This window comes from Blastococcus capsensis, assembly GCF_030165005.1.
GTDB lineage: Bacteria > Actinomycetota > Actinomycetes > Mycobacteriales > Geodermatophilaceae > Blastococcus > Blastococcus capsensis.
Map to the genome: position 1 here is coordinate 213,144 of NZ_JASNNW010000006.1, position 19,327 is coordinate 232,470.

The 19,327-nt window shown below is 72.1% G+C and carries 24 protein-coding genes; 5 read left to right on the forward strand and 19 right to left on the reverse strand.

Annotation, left to right across the window (positions count from 1 at the left end; genetic code table 11):
- Positions 1-75: 75 nt before the first annotated feature.
- The 6 genes from glmS to QOZ86_RS07050 form a co-directional block, all read right to left on the reverse strand.
- A complete protein-coding gene (glmS, locus tag QOZ86_RS07025; protein WP_284491255.1) occupies positions 76-1,953 on the reverse strand; it encodes a glutamine--fructose-6-phosphate transaminase (isomerizing) in 1,878 nt (625 codons plus the stop codon).
- A gap of 140 nt (positions 1,954-2,093) precedes the next feature.
- Positions 2,094-3,437 (reverse strand): phosphoglucosamine mutase, encoded by a 1,344-nt coding sequence (glmM, locus tag QOZ86_RS07030; RefSeq protein ID WP_284491256.1) that lies wholly within the window; start codon positions 3,435-3,437, stop codon positions 2,094-2,096.
- Positions 3,438-3,448: 11 nt separating this feature from the next.
- A complete protein-coding gene (rpsI, locus tag QOZ86_RS07035; RefSeq protein WP_348637950.1) occupies positions 3,449-3,868 on the reverse strand; it encodes a 30S ribosomal protein S9 in 420 nt (139 codons plus the stop codon).
- A 73-nt stretch (positions 3,869-3,941) separates the two neighbouring features.
- Positions 3,942-4,385, reverse strand: coding sequence for a 50S ribosomal protein L13 (rplM, locus tag QOZ86_RS07040; RefSeq protein WP_014377954.1), 444 nt, complete (start codon positions 4,383-4,385; stop codon positions 3,942-3,944).
- Positions 4,386-4,568: 183 nt separating this feature from the next.
- Positions 4,569-5,063 (reverse strand): beta-class carbonic anhydrase, encoded by a 495-nt coding sequence (locus QOZ86_RS07045; protein WP_284491257.1) that lies wholly within the window; start codon positions 5,061-5,063, stop codon positions 4,569-4,571.
- A gap of 20 nt (positions 5,064-5,083) precedes the next feature.
- The gene (locus tag QOZ86_RS07050) at positions 5,084-6,061 is read right to left on the reverse strand and encodes a PfkB family carbohydrate kinase (protein ID WP_284491258.1); all 978 of its coding nucleotides are present in this window, start codon (positions 6,059-6,061) and stop codon (positions 5,084-5,086) included.
- 51 nt (positions 6,062-6,112) lie between these two features.
- Between QOZ86_RS07050 and moeA the strand changes: the two genes are divergently transcribed.
- The 3 genes from moeA (at position 6,113) to QOZ86_RS07065 (ending at position 8,449) form a co-directional block, all read left to right on the forward strand.
- Complete coding sequence (gene moeA / locus QOZ86_RS07055) at positions 6,113-7,324, forward strand: molybdopterin molybdotransferase MoeA (protein ID WP_284491259.1); 1,212 nt, start codon at positions 6,113-6,115, stop codon at positions 7,322-7,324.
- Between the two features lie 157 nt (positions 7,325-7,481).
- A complete protein-coding gene (gene moaC, locus QOZ86_RS07060) occupies positions 7,482-7,955 on the forward strand; it encodes a cyclic pyranopterin monophosphate synthase MoaC (RefSeq protein ID WP_284491260.1) in 474 nt (157 codons plus the stop codon).
- Positions 7,952-8,449 (forward strand): MogA/MoaB family molybdenum cofactor biosynthesis protein, encoded by a 498-nt coding sequence (locus tag QOZ86_RS07065; protein WP_284491261.1) that lies wholly within the window; start codon positions 7,952-7,954, stop codon positions 8,447-8,449. The genes moaC and QOZ86_RS07065 overlap by 4 nt, the downstream gene beginning before the upstream one ends.
- A 322-nt stretch (positions 8,450-8,771) precedes the next feature.
- Here QOZ86_RS07065 and fdhD read toward each other — a convergent pair whose 3' ends face one another.
- A complete protein-coding gene (fdhD, locus tag QOZ86_RS07070) occupies positions 8,772-9,605 on the reverse strand; it encodes a formate dehydrogenase accessory sulfurtransferase FdhD (RefSeq protein WP_284491262.1) in 834 nt (277 codons plus the stop codon).
- 41 nt (positions 9,606-9,646) lie between these two features.
- Between fdhD and mobA the strand changes: the two genes are divergently transcribed.
- Both mobA and QOZ86_RS07080 read left to right on the forward strand, forming a co-directional pair.
- The gene (mobA, locus tag QOZ86_RS07075; RefSeq protein ID WP_284491263.1) at positions 9,647-10,237 is read left to right on the forward strand and encodes a molybdenum cofactor guanylyltransferase; all 591 of its coding nucleotides are present in this window, start codon (positions 9,647-9,649) and stop codon (positions 10,235-10,237) included.
- A gap of 9 nt (positions 10,238-10,246) precedes the next feature.
- Positions 10,247-10,912 carry an SDR family oxidoreductase gene (locus QOZ86_RS07080; protein ID WP_284491264.1) on the forward strand — a complete coding sequence of 222 codons (666 nt, stop codon included), beginning with the start codon at positions 10,247-10,249 and terminating at the stop codon, positions 10,910-10,912.
- Between the two features lie 45 nt (positions 10,913-10,957).
- Here the strand turns inward: QOZ86_RS07080 and truA are convergent, their stop codons facing one another.
- The 12 genes from truA to secY form a co-directional block, all read right to left on the reverse strand.
- Positions 10,958-11,803, reverse strand: coding sequence for a tRNA pseudouridine(38-40) synthase TruA (gene truA / locus QOZ86_RS07085; RefSeq protein WP_284491265.1), 846 nt, complete (start codon positions 11,801-11,803; stop codon positions 10,958-10,960).
- Between the two features lie 40 nt (positions 11,804-11,843).
- On the reverse strand, positions 11,844-12,233 hold the full coding sequence (locus QOZ86_RS07090) for a hypothetical protein (protein ID WP_284491266.1): 390 nt from the start codon (positions 12,231-12,233) through the stop codon (positions 11,844-11,846).
- Positions 12,230-12,871 carry a 50S ribosomal protein L17 gene (rplQ, locus tag QOZ86_RS07095; protein WP_284491267.1) on the reverse strand — a complete coding sequence of 214 codons (642 nt, stop codon included), beginning with the start codon at positions 12,869-12,871 and terminating at the stop codon, positions 12,230-12,232. Before rplQ ends, QOZ86_RS07090 begins: the two co-directional genes overlap by 4 nt.
- A gap of 155 nt (positions 12,872-13,026) precedes the next feature.
- Entirely contained in the window at positions 13,027-14,103 is a 1,077-nt protein-coding gene (locus QOZ86_RS07100; protein WP_284491268.1) for a DNA-directed RNA polymerase subunit alpha, read from the reverse strand.
- A gap of 106 nt (positions 14,104-14,209) precedes the next feature.
- Positions 14,210-14,836 carry a 30S ribosomal protein S4 gene (gene rpsD, locus QOZ86_RS07105; protein ID WP_284491269.1) on the reverse strand — a complete coding sequence of 209 codons (627 nt, stop codon included), beginning with the start codon at positions 14,834-14,836 and terminating at the stop codon, positions 14,210-14,212.
- 35 nt (positions 14,837-14,871) lie between these two features.
- On the reverse strand, positions 14,872-15,279 hold the full coding sequence (gene rpsK, locus QOZ86_RS07110; RefSeq protein WP_026857037.1) for a 30S ribosomal protein S11: 408 nt from the start codon (positions 15,277-15,279) through the stop codon (positions 14,872-14,874).
- A gap of 117 nt (positions 15,280-15,396) precedes the next feature.
- Entirely contained in the window at positions 15,397-15,771 is a 375-nt protein-coding gene (gene rpsM, locus QOZ86_RS07115) for a 30S ribosomal protein S13 (protein ID WP_284491270.1), read from the reverse strand.
- Positions 15,772-15,785: 14 nt separating this feature from the next.
- Positions 15,786-15,899, reverse strand: coding sequence for a 50S ribosomal protein L36 (rpmJ, locus tag QOZ86_RS07120; RefSeq protein ID WP_104527728.1), 114 nt, complete (start codon positions 15,897-15,899; stop codon positions 15,786-15,788).
- Between the two features lie 65 nt (positions 15,900-15,964).
- Complete coding sequence (gene infA, locus QOZ86_RS07125) at positions 15,965-16,186, reverse strand: translation initiation factor IF-1 (protein WP_012950459.1); 222 nt, start codon at positions 16,184-16,186, stop codon at positions 15,965-15,967.
- Between the two features lie 245 nt (positions 16,187-16,431).
- On the reverse strand, positions 16,432-17,289 hold the full coding sequence (map, locus tag QOZ86_RS07130; RefSeq protein ID WP_284491271.1) for a type I methionyl aminopeptidase: 858 nt from the start codon (positions 17,287-17,289) through the stop codon (positions 16,432-16,434).
- 38 nt (positions 17,290-17,327) lie between these two features.
- Positions 17,328-17,942 (reverse strand): adenylate kinase, encoded by a 615-nt coding sequence (locus QOZ86_RS07135; RefSeq protein WP_284491272.1) that lies wholly within the window; start codon positions 17,940-17,942, stop codon positions 17,328-17,330.
- Positions 17,942-19,252: a preprotein translocase subunit SecY gene (gene secY / locus QOZ86_RS07140; RefSeq protein WP_284491273.1), complete on the reverse strand. Its 1,311-nt coding sequence runs from the start codon at positions 19,250-19,252 to the stop codon at positions 17,942-17,944. The genes QOZ86_RS07135 and secY overlap by 1 nt, the downstream gene beginning before the upstream one ends.
- Between the last annotated feature and the right edge of the window lie 75 nt (positions 19,253-19,327).

The following is a 19,327-nucleotide window of genomic DNA, read 5'->3' on the forward strand; positions in this document are numbered from 1 at the left end:
ACGGTGCCCCTGCGTCGGTTCCGGCCTCGCTCCGCTCCTCGCTCGCTGGCGCTCGCTGCGATGCTCACGAGGCCGTCACTCGACGGTGACGCTCTTGGCCAGGTTCCGCGGCTGGTCGACGTCGTAGCCACGCGTGTCGGCGATCTCGCAGGCCAGGATCTGCAGCGGCACGGTGGTGACCACCGGCGCGAGCAAGGTCGGCGTGCGCGGCACCCGGATGAGGTGGTCGGCGTAGGGGACGACGTCGTCGTCGCCCTCCTCGGCGATCACGATCGTGCGCGCCCCGCGGGCCCGCACCTCCTGGATGTTCGAGACGACCTTGCCGTGCACCGAGTTGCGGCTGCGCGGCGACGGCACGACGACGACCACCGGGGTGCCCTGGTCGATGACCGCGATCGGCCCGTGCTTGAGCTCGCCGGCCGCGAACCCCTCGGCGTGGATGTAGGCCAGCTCCTTGAGCTTCAGCGCGCCCTCCAGGGCGACCGGGAAACCGACGTGCCGGCCGAGGAAGAGGATCGTGTTCGCGTCGGCCAGCGACCGGGCGAGCTCACGCACCGGCTCCATGTTCTCCAGCACCCGCGCCACGGCGTCGGGCAGCTGCCGGAGGTCGTCGACGATCGCAGCGATCTCGTCCTCGTACTTCACCCCGCGCACCTGTGCCAGGAAGAGGCCCACCAGGTAGCAGGCCACGATCTGGGCGAGGAACGCCTTGGTCGACGCGACCGCGATCTCCGGGCCCGCGTGGGTGTAGAGGACGGCGTCGGACTCCCGCGGGATGGTGGATCCGTTGGCGTTGCAGATCGCCAGGACCCGGGCCTTCTGGTCCTTGGCGTGCCGCAGCGCCATGAGGGTGTCCATGGTCTCGCCGGACTGGCTGATGACGACCACCAGCGTCGAGCGGTCCAGGACGGGATCGCGGTAGCGGAACTCGCTGGCGACCTCGACCTCGACGGGGATGCGGGTCCAGTGCTCGATGGCGTACTTCGCGATCAGCCCGGCGTGGTAGGAGGTGCCGCAGGAGACGACGAAGATCTTGTCGATGTCGCGCAGTTCCTGGTCCGACAGCCGGACCTCGTCGAGGACCAGCTCGCCGTCCTCACCCAGCCGGCCCAGCAGCGTGTCGGCGATCGCCTGGGGCTGCTCGGCGATCTCCTTGAGCATGAACCAGTCGTAGCCACCCTTCTCGGCGGCGGCGGCGTCCCAGTCGACCGTGTAGGCGGTGGGCTCGGCCGGCGTGCCATCGAAGCCGGTGACTGCCAGGCCGCGGGTGCGGTCGATCTCGACGACCTGGTCCTGCCCGAGCTCGCGGGCCTCGCGGGTGTGCCCGATGAAAGCGGCGACGTCGGAGCCGAGAAAATACTCAGCAGTACCGTCGGCCGTCTCTCCGATGCCCACCACGAGCGGGCTGCTGCGACGGGCGGCGACGAGGGTGTCGGGCTCGGCGACGTGCGTGGCGACGAGGGTGAACGCGCCCTCCAGCCGCTGGCAGACACCCCGCATGGTCTCGGCCAGCCGGCCCTCGCCCTCGGGGGTGGACTCGTACACCGCGGCCAGCAGGTGGGCGACCACCTCGGTGTCGGTCTCGGAGGTGAACTCCACGCCGGCCGTCTCGCACTCGGCACGCAGGGAGGCGAAGTTCTCGATGATCCCGTTGTGGATCACCGCCACCGAGCCGTCCGCGGACAGGTGCGGGTGCGCGTTCCGGTCGGTCGGACCGCCGTGGGTGGCCCACCGGGTGTGCCCGATGCCGACCGTCGCCTCGGGCAGCGGCTCCTCGGCCAGGACCTTCTCCAGGTTGGCCAGCTTGCCGGCCTTCTTGGCCGAGCTCAGCTCACCGTCGGCGACGACGGCGATGCCAGCCGAGTCGTAGCCCCGGTACTCCAGTCGACGCAGACCTGCCAGGACGACGTCCCGGGCGTCCTGCGGGCCCACGTATCCCACGATGCCGCACATTTGACTCAGGCTACCGGCAGTGGCGGACCGATCCGTCTACAACACGGTCCTCATCCGCAGGGCACCGTCACCACTGGCCGCCCGCTGTCACGTGGGAACCAGCAGTCCCACCTCGCGGTACGGCCATCCGCCCGTCGGGGTCAGCGGACGTTCGCGACCACCGTCGCCAGACCCTGGGCCATCGCGTCGGCCTGCTCCTGGGTGGGCGCCTCGATCATGACCCGCACCAGCTGCTCGGTGCCCGAGGGGCGCAGCAGGACCCGGCCGGAGTCGCCCAGCTCGGCCGCCACCGCGTTGACGGCGGCGGCGACGTCGTCGCTCGCGGCCACTGCGAGCCGGTCGTGGACCGGCACGTTGATCAGCACCTGCGGAAGCCGCTGGACGACGGAGGCCAGCTCGGCCAGCGAGGTGCCGGTCGCGGCCATCCGCGACAGCAGGGCCAGCCCGGTGAGCAGGCCGTCCCCGGTGGTGGCGTGCTCCAGGAACACCAGGTGCCCGCTCTGCTCGCCGCCCAGGCTGAAATCCTGGGCCCGCAGGGCTTCCAGCACGTACCGGTCGCCGACGGCGGTCGTGTGCACGGAGATCCCCGCGTCGCGCATGGTGTGGTGGAAGCCCAGGTTGCTCATCACCGTCGCCACGACAGCGTCGGACTTCAGCGCGCCCCGCTCGTGCAGCGCGAGCGCGCAGACCGCGAGGATGGCGTCGCCGTCGACGACCTCACCCGTGGCGGTCACGGCCAGGCAGCGGTCGGCGTCGCCGTCGTGCGCGATGCCGATGTCGGCGCCCCGTTCCCGGACCGCCTCGATGAGCGGGCCCAGGTGCGTGGAGCCGATCCCGTCGTTGATGTTCCAGCCGTCGGGGGCGCAGCCGATGGCGTGCACCGTGGCCCCGGCGCGGCGGTACACCTCCGGTGCCGCGGTGGCGGCCGCGCCGTGGGCCGCGTCGACGACCACGGTCAGGCCGTTCAGGGGCCGGTCGACGGTGGTCAGCAGGTGCTCGACGTAGGCGTCGGTGCCGTCGACGAGGGCCCGGACCCGGCCGATCCCGGCCCCGGTGGGACGGTGCGCGTCGGAGGAGCCGGAGGTCACGGTCTGCTCGACGGCGGCCTCGACGGCGTCGGGCAGCTTGTGCCCGCCCCGGCTGAACAACTTGATGCCGTTGTCGGGCATCGGGTTGTGGCTGGCCGAGATCATGATGCCGAGATCGGCGCCGCTCCGGGCGGTGAGATAGGCAAGTGCCGGCGTGGGGACCACCCCGGCCAGGAGCACCTCGGCGCCGGCGCTCGTGAGGCCCGCGATGACCGCGGCCTCCAGCATCTCCCCGCTGGCACGGGGATCGCGGCCGACGACCGCGACGGGACGCGAGGTCCCGTCGCGGTCGGCGAGCACGCTGGCGGCGGCACGTGCCACCGTGAGGGCCAGCTCCGGCGTGAGGTCGGAGTTGGCCCGACCCCGGACGCCGTCGGTCCCGAAGAGGCGACCCACGGACGTGCCGGTCAGCGCTTGGAGTACTGAGGCGCCTTGCGGGCCTTCTTGAGCCCGTACTTCTTGCGCTCCTTGACCCGCGCGTCACGGGTGAGGAAGCCGGCCTTCTTGAGGGCCGGGCGGTCCTCGGCCTCGACCTCGATGAGGGCGCGGGCGATGGCCAGGCGCAGCGCGCCGGCCTGGCCGGTCACGCCGCCGCCCTTGAGCAGGCCGACGACGTCGTACTGCTCGGCCTTCTCCAGGGTCACGAACGGCTCACGGATGAGCTGCTGGTGCACCTTGTTCGGGAAGTACTGCTCCAGGGTGCGGCCGTTCAGGGTGAACTGGCCGGTGCCGGGCAGCAGCCGCACGCGGACGACGGCCTCCTTGCGCCGGCCGACGGTCTGCACCGGACGCCCCTCGGCGTCGGTCACGGTCAGTGCGCTGGTCACTTGCTCTCCTCGCTGGCGCTCGTCGGCGTCGTGACCGACGGTGCTGTGCTCATCGGTGACTTCGCAAGCTCAGTCACTGAGCCACCTGCTTGATCTCGTAGGTCTGGGGCTGCTGCGCAGCGTGCGGGTGCTCCGGGCCGGCGTAGACCTTGAGCTTCTTGAGCATCTGCCGCCCGAGGGTGTTGTGCGGCAGCATCCCCTTGATCGCGCGCTCGATGACGCGGTCGGGGTGCGTGCGCAACTGGTCGCCCACGTTGATGGTCTTGAGACCACCCGGGTGACCGGAGTGCCGGTAGGCGACCTTGTCGTCCCGCTTGGAACCGGTCAGGGCGACCTTGCCTGCGTTGACGATGACGACGAAGTCGCCGACGTCCACGTGCGGGGCGTACTGGGGCTTGTGCTTGCCGCGCAGGAGCTGCGCGGTCTGGCTGGCCAGTCGACCGAGCACCACGTCAGTGGCGTCGATGACGTGCCACGCCCGGGCTACCTCGCCGGGCTTGGGGGTGTACGTGCGCACGGCGCTCGTGTCCTCCGTCGTCGTCGGGATGGCTGGTGGGATCGCCTCACCGAGCACGGGAGACAGCAACGACGCGCGGGCACCAGCCGGCTTGCGCGCGCCAGCCGGTCACGATACCAGCAGGCGGCACACCGCATCCCGGGCGCGGGACGGGCCAGGGAGCCCTCCCACCTCCGCGGACCGCTACGCGTCCTCGCGCACCTCGCGCAGCCGCCCGGTATCCACGTCGTACACGGCACCGCGGACATCGTGGGACAGCAGGTACGGGCACGCCCGCAGCACCCGGATCGACTCGCGGACGTCCTCGTCGACGTCGGCGAACGCCTGCACCGGCCAGGTCGGCCGGGCCCCGGTGGCCTGCTCGACGCGCGCCAGGAAGGCGGCCTCGTCAGCGCCCTGCATGCCGCAGCGGGTGTGGTGGACGAGCACCACCTCACGGGTGCCGAGCAGGTGCTGGGAGATGGTCAGCGACCGGAGGGTGTCGTCGGTGACCACCCCTCCGGCGTTGCGGAGGACGTGGGCATCGCCGGGCTGAAGTCCGAGAAGGCGGTAGACGTCCATTCGCGCGTCCATGCAGGTCACGACGGCGACCGCCCGGAGGGGGCGCGCCTGGAGCCCCTGCGGGGCCTCCTGCGCCCACTGCTGGTTCGCCTCGAGCATCCGGTCGATCTCAGCCACGACCGGACCATAACCGGACCTCACCCCGGCCGATGCCTCCGGACCTCCTCCCCCAGTGCCGCGGGGTCCAGATCGGGGCGCCCGCCGGCGTGGGCGACCGTGGCTGCCGCGGCCGCCGCCGCCACCCAGGCGGCGTCCTCGGGGCCGGCTCCACCCAGGAGGGTCGCGACGAGCGCGGCGACCCACACGTCCCCGGCGCCCGTGGGATCGACCGGCGCATCCCCCAGCAGAGGGACGAGAACCTCGCCGTCGGCCCACCGGGGATCGGCCTCCCACGCCGCGGCGGCTCCGCCCGGCCGCGCGCCCGCCCGCCACGCCACGAGGTCGCCGTCCCCACCCACCGAGAGCGCGACCAGTCGCGGGCCCCGGGTCAGCAGCTCGGCCGCGGCCTCGCGGGCTTCCTCGACGCCCGGCAGGTCCCTGCCGATCAGCTGCGCCGCCTCCGCAGCGTCGGCCCGGATGACGTCGGCGCGTGCCAGCACCGCGGTCCGGGTGCCGGCGTCCGCGGGAGCCCCGTCGGCCACCACGAGCGCCGGGCGCGGCGCCCGCTCCAGCGCGGCACGCACCGCCGCGCCGGGCTGCTGGAGCTGGAGGCTCAGCACCTGGCACGCCGCCAGCTGTGCGTCGGCTGCCGCCACGTCGGCGGCGGTCAGGAGCACGTCGGGCGGCACGTCCTCGACCAGCCGGCGGCGGCCGCCGTCCGCCACGAGGTCCAGCAGCAGGGCGGTCGCAGCACCCCGGCGCACCACCCCGGAGACGTCGATCCCGTCCGCGGCCGCCTGCGCCAGCGCACTGCGGCCGGCGTCGTCGTCCCCCACGACCCCCACCAGGGCCACCGGGACGCCCAGCTGGCTCAGGGCCACGGCCTGGTTGGCACCCTTGCCGCCGAGGATCTCCCGCCGCTCGCCGGCGGCGACCGCGCCCCCGGGGGCGGGCAGCTCCGGCACCCGCAGCACGAGGTCCCGACCGACCTGCCCCAGCACGGTCACGCCGGCCATCGGTGCCCTCCCGGTTCCCGCCGGCGACGCCCCGGCCCCCGATCAGCGAGGATGTGCCCCGTGCGCACGGTCGAGGAACACCAGGCGGTCGTGAACGCCTTGCTGCCCGCATCCCCGGAGGAGACGGTGCCGCTCGCCGCGGCGCACGGGCGGGTGCTCGCCCGCGACGTCGTCGCCCGGGTGCCGCTGCCCGGCTTCGACAACTCGGCGATGGACGGCTACGCCGCCCGCTGGGCCGAGGTGGGCCGCGCCGCGGACTCCCCCGTGCGCTTGCGGGTGGCCGAGGACATCCCCGCCGGGCGGTCCGACGTCGTCCCGCTGGAGCCGGGCACCGTGCACCGCATCATGACCGGCGCACCGCTGCCCCCGGGGGCCGACGTCGTCGTCCCCGTGGAGCTCACCGACGGCGGCACGGACGTCGTGGAACTGCGCGACTGCCCGCCCGCCGGGAGCCATCTGCGTCGCGCCGGTGAGGACATCGCCGCGGGCACCGTCGCACTGGTCGCGGGTGCGCCGCTCGGGGCGTCGCAGCTGGGACTGGCCGCCGCCGTGGGGATCACCCGGCTGCCGGTCCGCCGCCGTCCCCGCGTGCTGGTCCTCTCCACGGGCAGCGAGCTCGTCGCCCCCGGGGAGGAGCTCGCCCCCGGGCAGATCTACGAGTCCAACTCCACCCTGCTGGCCGCGGCCGTCGACGAGGCCGGCGGCATCCCGCGCCGGCTGCACTTCGTGCCCGACGACGTCGACCAGTTCCTCGCCACGGTGCGGGCGGAACTGGCGACGGCCGACCTGCTCGTCACCAGCGGGGGCGTGAGCGCCGGCGCGTACGAGGTGGTGAAGGACGCGTTCCGGACGCTGGGCACCGTCGACTTCGGCAAGGTGGCCATGCAGCCCGGCGGACCGCAGGGGGCCGGGACCGTCGAGGGCGTCCCGGTGGTCACGCTGCCCGGGAACCCGGTGAGCGCGTTCGTGTCTTTCGAGGTCTTCGTCCGCCCGGCCCTGCGCCGCGCCCTCGGGCACGCGTTCCCCGACCGGCTGCGGGTGCCCGCCCGGCTCGCCGGCCCGCTGCGCTCCCCCGCCGGCCGCCGCCAGTTCCTGCGCGGCCGCTACGACGGCGGAGTGGTGTCCCAGGTCGGCGGCCCCGGCTCGCACCTGGTCGCGCACCTGGCGCGCGCGAACTGCTTGGTCGTCGTCCCCGAGGACGTGACCGAACTGCCCGCCGGCGCCGAGGTCGACGTCGTCCTGATCGAGGGAGCGCTCCAGTGAGTCGACGCCTGAGCGACCATCGCAGCGAGCGCCGGAGCCGACAGCGAGTGAGCATCGAGCGAACGCCGGCGAGTGAGGAGCGGAGCGACCGCGGAGGCGACCTGTGACGGGGCGAGCGAGGAGCGCCAGCGATGGCGGAGACGAACCGGAGGACACAGTGACAGACCCCCGGTTCACCCACGTCGACGAGAGCGGCGCCGCGCGGATGGTCGACGTGAGCGCCAAGGAGGTCACCGCACGGGAGGCCACCGCCGGGGGGCGGGTGCTGGTCAGCGCCGAGGTGGTCGACCTGCTGCGCGGGAAGGGCGTGCCCAAGGGCGACGCGGTCGCCGTGGCCCGCATCGCCGGCATCGCCGGGGCCAAGCGGACGCCGGACCTCGTGCCGCTGTGCCACCCGATCGCGCTGCACGGCGTCACCGTCGACATCGAGGTCGCCGACGACGCCGTCGAGATCACCGCCACCGCGCGCACCGCCGACCGGACGGGTGTGGAGATGGAGGCGCTCACCTCGGTCGCGGTGGCCGGGCTGACCCTGATCGACATGGTCAAGGCGGTGGACCCGCGCGCGGCGATCACCGACGTCCGGCTGCTGCGCAAGAGCGGCGGCAAGAACGGGGAGTGGACCCGGTGAGCGCTTCCCTGCCGGACGGCGCACGCGCCGTCGTGGTCACCGCCTCCAACCGTGCCGCAGCGGGCGTCTACGAGGACCGCAGCGGTCAGGCGCTCGCCACCGGGCTGCGGGAGCTCCGGTTCGCCGTCGAGGGTCCGCACGTCCGGCCCGACGACGTCGAGGCGCTGACCGCCGTCCTGCGAGAGGCCGTGGAGTCAGGCGCCGACGTCGTGCTCACCACCGGCGGAACGGGCCTCACTCCCACCGACGTGACCCCCGAGGCGACCCGCGCCGTCCTGGAGAGGGAGGCGCCGGGCATCGCCGAGGCGGTCCGTCGCTACGGCGCCGAGAACGGGGTACCGACAGCGGTGCTCTCCCGTGGTCTGGCCGGGACGGCCGGCCGCACGCTGATCGTCAACCTGCCCGGCTCCACCGGCGGCGTGCAGGACGGCCTCGCCGTCCTCGGTCCGCTGTTCCCCCACGTGGTCAGCCAGCTCCGCGGCGGCGATCACTGAGGTCCCGGAACCCGGAACCAGGAACACGGCCACTGCCCGGCCAGGTCAGGAATCCCTCTTCTTCCGCGCGAACCTGGTGATCAGCGTGTACCTGGCCGCGATCAGGAGCACAACCAGGACGCCCAGTCCGACCACGAGCAGCGTCTCCATCGTGCACCTCCAACGGTTGCGGCCGACTCCTGGGCCTGCGACGCACGCCGTCACGACGTGCGTCGGCGGCGGTCGGGCAACGACCCTTCCGGCAGGGAGCGCTGCGCGCAAGCGGGGGCACGTCGACCAGCCGATCGAGCGGCCCGTCACCGCACCGCACAGGTAGGCAGCGCTACTGCTCGGGCAGGACGAGGCGGTCCTGGTGGGTGTAGACGTTGCAGCCGTCGCCACGGAGGAATCCGATCAGGGTGATGCCGACCTCGCGGGCCAGCTCCACGGCGAGGGACGACGGCGCGGAGACCGCGGCCAGCACCGGGATGCCGGCCATCGCCGCCTTCTGGGTCAGCTCGAAGCTGGCCCGTCCGCTCACCATCAGCACGTGCCCGGCCAGGGGCAGCCGCCCCTGTCGCACGCCGTCCCCGATGACCTTGTCCACGGCGTTGTGCCGGCCGACGTCTTCTCGCAGCGCCACCAGCCGGCCGTCGGACGCGAACAGGCCGGCCGCGTGCAGGCCGCCGGTCTTGGCGAACACCTGCTGCTCCGCCCGCAGCCGCTCCGGCAGCACGAGCAGCACCTCGAGCGGCAGCCGCACGGTGTCGGCGGCGACGTCGAAGGCGGTCTTGGTCCGGATCGCGTCGATGCTCGCCTTTCCGCACACCCCGCACGAGCTGGACGTGTAGAAGTTCCGCTCCAGGCCGGTGTCCGGCACGGGAACGCCGGCGGCGAGGTCGACGTCGACGACGTTGTAGGTGTTCCTGCCCTCGACATCGACCGAGTCGCAGTAGCGCAGCCCCGCCACGTCGCCGGGACCGCCGATCACGCCCTCGGTGGCGAGGAAACCGTGCACCAGGTCGAAGTCGTCCCCCGGCGTGCGCATGGTGACCGCCAGCGACGTGCCGTTCAGCCGGATCTCCAGCGGCTCCTCCGCAGCCACCGCATCCGGCCGGGTGGTGCGCTGCTGACCTCGGATGCGCAGCACCGGGGTGCGGCTGGTGACTCGTCCCACGGCGTGGACGGTACCCAGGTCCGTCGGCCTACGGTGCTGCCATGGAGCAGCTCCCCCCGTACGGGGCCGTGGTACTGGCCGGCGGCCGGGCCGCTCGGCTCGGCGGCCAGCACAAACCGCAGCTCCGGGTCGGGGACCGTACGCTGCTCGCGGCTGCGCTGGCCGCCGTCGCCGACGCCACCTCCCGGGTGGTCGTCGGCCCGCCGCAGGACGTGCCGGCCGGGGTGATCCGCACCCGGGAGGACCCGCCCGGCGGCGGCCCGGTGTCCGCACTCCGGGCCGGGCTGGCCGCCGTGCAGACCGACGTCGTCGCCGTCCTGGCCGGCGACCTGCCGTTCGTCACCGGGTCGCTCATCGGGGAGCTCCGCCGGCGGCTGCACCGGGACGGCGTCCTCGTCGTCGACGACACCGGCCGCGATCAGGTCCTCCTCGGTGTCTGGCGGTCCGCGGCCCTGCGCCGCGCCGTGGGCGACCCGGCCGGCCCAACGGCCCTTTTCCGGGCGCTGTCCGACCTCGCGATCGACCGGTACCAGCCCCCGGTGGCACCGGGCGAGGCGCCGCCGTGGCTCGACTGCGACACCGCCGAGGAGCTCGCCCGGGCCCGGGAGGTAGCCACCCGCACTCCCGGGTAGGGCCGGTCCATGCGCATCGTCCTCGCCGGCGCCCACGGGCAGGTCGCCCGCCGCCTCGGCCGTCTGCTGTCCGACCGCGGCGACACCGTCCTCGGCCTCGTCCGCAATCCCGACCACCGGGCCGATCTGGAAGCCGACGGCGTCACGCCGGTGGTCCTCGACCTGGAGTCCGCCGCGGTCGACCAGGTCGCCGACGTCGCGTCCGGGGCCGACGCCGTGGTGTTCGCCGCGGGCGCGGGGCCGGGCAGCGGCGCCGCCCGCAAGGACACCGTCGACCGCGGCGCGGCCGTCCTGCTCGCCGACGCAGCCGAGCGGGCCGGGGTCCGCAGCTACCTCCTCGTCTCCTCCATGGGCGCCGACCTGGTCGCCGACGGGGCCTCACCCGAGGGCGTCGACGAGGTCTTCACCGCCTACCTGCGGGCGAAGCTGGCCGCGGAGCAGGACCTGCTGGCCCGTCCGGGCCTCGCGGTGACGGTGCTGCGGCCGGGCGGCCTCACCGACGATGAGGGGACCGGGCGGGTCACGCTCGACCGGCACGTCGAGCGCGGCGAGATCCCCCGCGACGACGTGGCCGCGGTGCTGCTCGCGTTCCTGGACTCGCCGCGGGAGGGCGCCGTCGTCGAACTCGTCGCCGGGAAGACGCCCGTGGCCGAGGCGGTCGCGTCCGTGCCGTGAGCGGGATGCCCGGTCTGCTGGACCGGCTGTTCGACGGCCGGCCCGTCAGGCCCGCCGGGCGCGGGTGACCTCGGTGCGGGCGGCGAGATCGGCGTCGGGGGGATAGTCCACCGCGACCAGGGTCAGGCCGTGCGCCGGCGCAACCGGCACCTCGCTGGACCGCTCGGTGCGGGAGAGCAGGCTCGCCGGCCAGTCCAGCGGCCGACGTCCTTCTCCGACGGCGATCAGCCCGCCGACGAGGCTGCGCACCATCGAATGGCAGAACGCGTCCGCCGACGCATCGATCCGAACCGTCTGCGAGCCGTCGTCCTCCAGGTGCCGTGCCGCCGTCAGCCGCAGCAGCGTCCGGATCGTCGTCGCGCCTTCCCGCCGCCGGCAGTAGGCCGCGAAGTCGTTCTGACCGAGCAGCAGCGCGGCCGCGAGGTCCATGGCGGCTGCGTCGAGGCGCCGGGGCCAGGCGGCCGTGTCGGCCCGGCGCAGCGGGGATGGACCCGCTGGGTCGTCGGTGAGCCGGTAGACGTAGTGGCGGGCCAGCGCGCCGAACCGCGCGTCGAACGCCGGGTGGGCCTCCGTCACGGCCCGGACGGCGATGTCGGGCGGCAGCACCCCGCGGAGCCGGCGGAGGAGCTTGGGGCCCTGCTCCGCCCAGACCATGGCGGGCACGTCCACGTGCACCACCTGGCCGGTCGCGTGCACGCCGGCGTCGGTGCGGCCGGCGACGGTCAGCTCCACGTCGCCGCGCAGCACGGTCGACAGGCCTTGCTCGAGCGCGGCCTGCACGGTGCGCACCGCCGGCTGACGGGCCCAGCCGTGGAAGCCCGTGCCGTTGTACTGCACGTCCATGCGAAGACGGATGAGCCCGCCACCGGTGTCGGTGGCGGGCTCATCCATGTCGCGCTCGGCGGTCAGCGGGCGATCGCGTTCTCGAGTGTCACTGCGGGTCGGGCGCGGCGTCGCCGCCCTGGTACTGCCGGCCGGCGGTCGCGGCGTCACCGAGCTCGGCGGCCTCGACCTCGGCCGCTGCGGCGCTCGCGAGCTCCGGCGACAGCGCGGGGTCCTCGACGATCGCGGCGTTCTGCCGCTCCGGCTGAGGGGTGACCTCGCCGTCGTCCTGACGGTCGCCGTCGGGGTTGAAGAGGTCGGTCACGACCTCCTGCGCCTCGTCGGTGACGCTCGGGTGGGTGGGCGACGACTCGACCACGGCCGGCGAGGTGTCCCCGCCAGGCCCGGTGACCTCACCCTCGAACGTGGCTCCCTGGTCGCCGCCACCGGCGGACACGCCGGCCGCGCCCGCACCGGCGACGTTCTCGGGGTTGCTCATCGTGCGTCCGTGCCCTCGTCGTCGGCGGCCGGCGCCTCGGCGACGACCTCGTCCGGGGTGTCCGCGGAGTCAGCGCTGTCCGAGTCGGCACTGTCGACCGAGTCGGCACTGTCGACCGAGTCGGCACTGTCGACCGAGTCGGCGGAGTCGCTCGGCTCGACGGTGGCCGGCTCGGCGGTGTCGGCGGCGACCTCACCGGCGGCGGAGGCGGCACCAGCCCCCGCGGCGAACTTCGTGCCGCGCGCTCGCTCGGCCTCGCCGACGGCCTGCTGCCCGACGGTCAGGGCCTCGACGAGCTCGATGACCGCCATGGGGGCGTTGTCGCCCTTGCGGGGGCCCACCTTGGTGATCCGGGTGTAGCCACCGGGACGGTTCTCGTAGCGAGGACCGATCTCGGCGAAGAGGGTGTGGACGACGTCCTTGTCACGGATGGTCGTCATGACCTGACGACGAGCGTGGAGGTCACCGCGCTTGGCGAACGTCACCAGCTTCTCGGCCAGGGGACGCAGGCGCTTCGCCTTGGTCTCGGTGGTGGTGATCCGCCCGTGCTCGAACAGCGAGGTGGCCAGGTTCGCCAGCATCAACCGCTCGTGCGCGGGGGACCCGCCGAGACGGGGGCCCTTGGTGGGGGTGGGCATGTCGGTCCTTCCTCAGGCGGCCGGGCGCTCTCTGCCGGCTGCATCCGTGATGCTGCTGTCGTCCGTACTGCGGTGGTGCTGCACTGCTCGTGGCGCCAGTGTGGCGCGCCCCGGGGCCGGGCCGGACGGCGGGGTGGCCGCCCGGCCCGCGCCGCTCAGAGCTGCTCGGTCTCCTGGTAGGAGCCCTCGTCGTACTGCGCCTGGTCGTAGCCGGCGGCGTACTCGCCGGTGCCCTGGTACGCGTCGGTCTCGTAGCCCTCGTCGTAGCTCTCGATCGACGTGGGGATGAACCCGGGCGGGCTGTCCTTGAGGGCCAGGCCCATGGCCGCCAGCTTCATCTTGACCTCGTCGATGGACTTGGCCCCGAAGTTCCGGATGTCCAGCAGGTCGGCCTCGGAACGGGTGACGAGCTCACCGACGGTGTGCACGCCCTCGCGCTTGAGGCAGTTGTAGGACCGGACGGTGAGGTCCATGTCCTCGATCGGCATCGAGAAGTTGGCGATGTCGGCGGCCTCGGCCGGGCTCGGCCCGACCTCGATGCCCTCGGCCTCGATGTTGAGCTCGCGCAGCAGGCCGAACAGCTCGACCAGGGTCGACCCCGCCGAGGCGATGGCGTCCCGCGGGGCGATCGACGGCTTGCTCTCGACGTCGACGACCAGACGGTCGAAGTCGGTGCGCTGCTCGACGCGGGTCGCCTCGACGGCGTAGGTGACCTTCAGGACCGGCGAGTAGATCGAGTCCACGGGAATCCGGCCGATCTCCTGGCCGGGCTGCTTGTTCTGCGGCGCGGGCACGTAGCCCCGGCCCCGCTCGACGACGAGCTCGATCTCGAGCCGGCCCTTCCCGTTCAGCGTGGCGATGTGCAGCTCCGGGTTGTGCACCTCGACACCGGCCGGCGGAGCGATGTCCGCGGCGGTCACCTCACCGGGGCCCTGCTTGCGCAGGTACATGGTCACCGGCTCGTCGGAGTCGGAGCTGACCACGAGACCCTTGAGGTTGAGGATGATCTCGGTGACGTCCTCCTTCACCCCCGGCACGGTGGTGAACTCGTGCAGGGTGCCCTCGATGCGGATGCTGGTGACCGCGGCACCCGGGATGGAGGACAGCAGGGTCCGCCGCAGGGAGTTGCCGAGGGTGTAGCCGAAACCCGGCTCGAGCGGCTCGATGATGAACCGCGAGCGCTGCTCCGAGATGGTCTCCTCGGTCAGCGTCGGGCGCTGTGCGATGAGCATTGCTTCTCCTTCAGGTCCTCCGGCACCCGCCATATGACGCCGTGAGGGATGGTGCTGGCTCCGGCGGGCATCTGTCCGCCCGCCGGAGCCGGTGGTGCTGTGGGGCCTACTTCGAGTACAGCTCGACGATCAGCTGTTCCTGGACCGGGGTGTCGATCACCTGACGGGCCGGGATGGTGTGCACGAGCACGCGCAGCTGGCTGCTGATGACCTCCAGCCACGGCGGCACGGGGCGCTCGCCGGCGCGGGCCTGGGCGATCTCGAACGGCAGCATGGTGCGCGACTTCTCCGCGACCTCGACGATGTCGTTCTCGCCCACCCGGTAGGACGGGATGTCGACCTTGCGGCCGTTCACCCGGATGTGGCCGTGGCGCACCAGCTGGCGGGCCATGTCGCGGGATTCGGCGAAGCCGGCCCGGTAGACCACGTTGTCCAGCCGCGACTCCAGGATCTGGAGCAGGACCTCGCCGGTCTTGCCGGTCTTGCGGTTGGCCTCTTCGTAGTACCCGCGGAACTGCTTCTCCAGCACGCCGTAGATGCGGCGGGCCTTCTGCTTCTCGCGCAGCTGGAGCAGGTACTCGCTGTCCTTGGTGCGGCCGCGGCCGTGCTCGCCCGGCGGGTAGGGCCGGATCTCGATCGGGCACTTCGCGGACTCGCACTTGCTGCCCTTGAGGAACAGCTTCATCTTCTCGCGCCTGCAGAGGCGGCAATCGGCTCCGGTGTAACGGGCCACGTCAAATACTCCTGTTTCGTCTCGTCAGTGACCGGTCAGACCCGGCGGCGCTTCTTGGGCCGGCAGCCGTTGTGCGGCTGCGGCGTCACGTCCTGGATCTGCCCGACCTCGAGGCCGGTGGCCTGCAGGGAGCGGATGGCCGTCTCGCGACCGGAACCAGGGCCCTTCACGAAGACGTCGACCTTGCGCATGCCGTGCTCCTGCGCCTTGCGCGCGGCGTTCTCGGCAGCCATCTGCGCCGCGAACGGCGTGGACTTGCGCGAGCCCTTGAAGCCGACGTGGCCGGCGGAAGCCCAGCTGATCACGTTCCCGTTCGGATCGGTGATCGACACGATCGTGTTGTTGAACGTGCTCTTGATGTGCGCGGCGCCGTGGGCGACGTTCTTCTTCTCCTTGCGGCGGACCTTCTTGGCACCTGCCGCGGTGCGAGCCCTGGGAGGCATGTCTCTCCGGTTTCCTTCAGTTGCTGTGGCCTGGGGGTGCTGCTGAAGAGCAGCACACGTCTCGCACCGTCACTCCCGCCCTCACGGGTCGCTGTGACAGCACGTCGACGTGCTGGGTCAGCGAGCCTTCTTCTTGCCCGCGATGGTCTTGCGCGGGCCCTTGCTCGAGCGCGCGTTGGTCTTGGTGCGCTGACCGTGCACCGGGAGACCGCGGCGGTGCCGCAGGCCCTGGTAGCAACCGATCTCGATCTTCCGGCGGATGTCGCCGGCGACCTCGCGACGGAGGTCACCTTCGACGCGGAAGTGCTCGTCGATGTAGTCACGCAGCTTCAGCAGGTCCTCGTCACTGAGGTCCTTGGCTCGCAGGTCCGGGCTGACGCCCGTCGCGGCCAGGGTCTCCTTGGCGTGGTGCTTGCCGATGCCGTAGATGTAGGTGAGCGCGATCTCCATCCGCTTCTCGCGGGGCAGGTCGACGCCGGCCAGTCGTGCCATGTTCCGGTACTCCCTCAGCCCTGGCGCTGCTTGTGCCGGGCGTTGTCGCAGATGACCATGACCCGGCCGTGCCGGCGGATCACCTTGCACTTGTCGCAGATTGTCTTCACCGACGGCTGGACCTTCACCGGTGCCGCCCCTCATTCCTCAGATCGATGTGCCGGGATCCGGGCGTGCTGCCCGGACCGGACGGTCACTTGTAGCGGTAGACGATGCGACCGCGCGTCAGGTCGTAGGGCGAGAGCTCCACGACCACGCGGTCCTCGGGCAGGATGCGGATGTAGTGCTGCCGCATCTTGCCGCTGATGTGGGCGAGCACCCGGTGCCCGTTCTGCAGCTCGACCCGGAACATCGCATTGGGCAGCGGCTCGACGACGCGACCCTCGACCTCGATGGCCCCGTCCTTCTTCGCCATGCCCTACACGCGCTCCCTGACTCGGTGGTACTGGATCCTCGTGCGCCCACGCCGGTACCCGGCTGGATGCACGCGGAGATTGCAGAACAGGTGGTGCTGACGCTCTCGCAGAGGGCGTTCCCGGTCATGCGGCCACAGCACGACGGAGGAACGGCGCTAGCGCCACAGAAGATCGTACCCCGCTGCCCCACGCGTCACCAACCCGCCCCCGATGAGGGCTGGGCCACGCTCGGCGCGTGAGCGCCCTAGGTGCGCGGGGTGATGCCGAACGGAGCGAGCCCCGCCACGCCACCGTCCTCGGCCGTGAGGACCCACGGGCCCTCCGGCGTGATCGCCACCGAGTGCTCGAAGTGCGCGGCCCGGGATCCGTCCTTCGTGACCACGGTCCACCCGTCCTCGAGCTCGACGGTCGCGGGGTCGCCGACCGTCACCATCGGCTCGATGGCCAGCACAAGCCCGGGGACCAGCTTCGGGCCCCTGCCTGGCCGCCCGTAGTTCAGGACGTGCGGGTCCTGGTGCATCTCCGTGCCGATGCCGTGGCCGCCGTAGTTGTCGACGATCCCGTACCTGTGCGACTCCGCGGTGATGATCTCCTCGACGGCGTGGCTGATGTCGGTCAGCCGGCCGCCCGCGACGGCCCGGGCCAGCCCGGCCCACATCGAGCGCTCGGTCACCTCCAGCAGCGCGGCGTCCCCGGCCGAGGGCTCCCCCACCGTGACGGTGACGGCGGAGTCGCTGTGCCAGCCGTCGAGGATCGCGCCGCAGTCGATCGAGATGTTGTCGCCCGCTGCCAGCCGGCGCTCCGGGTTCGGGATGCCGTGGACGATCTCCTCGTTGATCGACGCGCAGATCGTCCCGGTGAAGCCGTGGTAACCCAGGAAGTTGGGCACGGCGCCGCGCGAGCGGATGTAGTCCTCCGCCACGGCGTCGAGCTCACCGGTGCTGACCCCGGGCGCGACGGCGGCCTTGACGGCCTTGAGCGCCCCGGCCGTGATCAGCCCCGAGGCACGCATGAGCTCGATCTCGTGCGCGGTCTTGATCTGGATCATGCGTCCACTCCACTTCGCCAGCAGCGGGATGCGACCGAGGATTCCTGTCGTCATCTGCCGCGCTGCTCCTTCACCGGGCCCGGAGGCCGGCGTCAGTCGGTGGCCGGCTGCCCGGCCTCGCCGTCCCCGTCGACACCCAGCGCGCGCAGCGCGCGGGCAGTGACCTCCTCGACCGCACCGATCGCGTCGATCCGGGCCAGCAGGCCATCCTCCTCGTAGAAGCTGGAGAGCGGGGCCGTCTGTTCCCGGTACACCGCGAGCCGGTGCCGGACGGTCTCGGGCTTGTCGTCGTCGCGCTGCACCTCCTGGCCGTCGACGATCATCCGCCGCCCGGAGAGCCGGCGGACCAGCTCCTCCTCGTCGACGACGAGCTCGAGGACCCGGTCCAGCGCGTGCCCGAGCTCGCCGAGCGACTCCCGGAGCTGTTCGGCCTGCGGAATGCTGCGCGGGAAGCCGTCCAGCAGGAACCCTGCCTTGGCGTCCGGTTCGGCCAGCCGGTCCTTGACCATCGCGACGGTGATCTCGTCGGGGACGAGGTTGCCGGCATCCAGGTAGGTCTTTACCTGCTTGCCGAGCTCGGTCTGGCCGCTCACGTTCGCCCGGAAGATGTCTCCCGTCGAGATCGCGGGCACGCCCAGCTCGCCGGCGATGATCTGCGCCTGGGTGCCCTTGCCCGCTCCGGGAGGGCCCAGGAGGACGACGCGCACTACTTCAGGAACCCTTCGTAGTTGCGCTGGTTGAGCTGCGTCTCGATCTGCTTCACCGTCTCCAACCCCACTCCGACCATGATCAGGACTGCGACCCCGCCGAAGGGGAAGTTCTGGTTCTGCCCCGGCTGCGTCACGGCCAGGAAGAAGTTCGGCAGGACGGCGACCAGGCCCAGGTAGATCGACCCGGGCAGGGTGATCCGCGACAGCACGTACTGCAGGTACTCCGCGGTCGGCCGCCCGGGCCGGATGCCCGGGATGAAACCGCCGTACCGCTTCATGTCGTCGGCCCGCTCCTCGGGGTTGAACGTGATCGACACGTAGAAGTACGTGAAGAACACGATCAGACCGAAGAACACCGCGATGTGGACCGGGCTGCTCTGGTCGATGATGTAGCTCTCGAAGAACTGGCGGACTCCGCCGGTCTCGCTGCCCTGCAGCTGGATGATCAGCTGCGGCAGGTACAGCAGCGACGACGCGAAGATGACCGGGATGACACCGGCCTGGTTCACCTTCAGCGGCAGGTAGGTGGAGGTACCGCCGTACATCCGGCGGCCGACCATGCGCTTGGCGTACTGGACGGGGATCCGGCGCTGCGCCTGCTCCACGTACACGACCGTGCCGATGATCACGACGGCGAAGGCGCAGACGACGGCGAAGACGATGCCGCCGCGGGTCTGCAGGATCGAGCCGCCCTCGGCGGGGATGCGGGCCGCGATCGAGGTGAAGATCAGCACGGACATGCCGTTGCCGATCCCCTTCTCGGTGAGCAGCTCACCGAGCCACATGATCAGCGCGGTGCCGGCGGTCAGCGCGACCACCAGGACCACCGTCGTCCAGACCGACTGCGAGGGGATGATCGACGCGCTGCAGTTCGGGAACAGCTGACCGCTGCGCGCCAGGGCGATGATGCCGGTGCTCTGCAGGACGGCGAGCGCGATGGTGAGGTACCGGGTGTACTGGGTCAGCTTGGCCTGACCCGACTGCCCTTCCTTCTTCAGCTGCTCGAACCGTGGGATGACCACCACCAGCAGCTGCACGATGATGCTCGCCGTGATGTACGGCATGATCCCCAGCGCGAACACGCTCAACCGCAGCAGCGCGCCGCCGGAGAACAGGTTCACCAGCGAGTAGATGTCGCGCTGGTCGGACGCCTGTGCCTGCTCGAGGCAGCTGTTGATCGCCTCCACCGAGACGCCAGGCCCCGGGACGGCGGCACCCAGCCGGTAGACGGCGATGATCGCCAGGGAGAACAGCAGCTTGCGCCGGAGGTCTGGCGTCCGGAACGCCGCGGCGAACGCCTGCAGCACGTGCCCTCCCCTGATCGGTCGAGTGAGGTTAGCAATGAAGAAGGACCCCCCTGCTCCCCGCCACTCGCAAGCTCG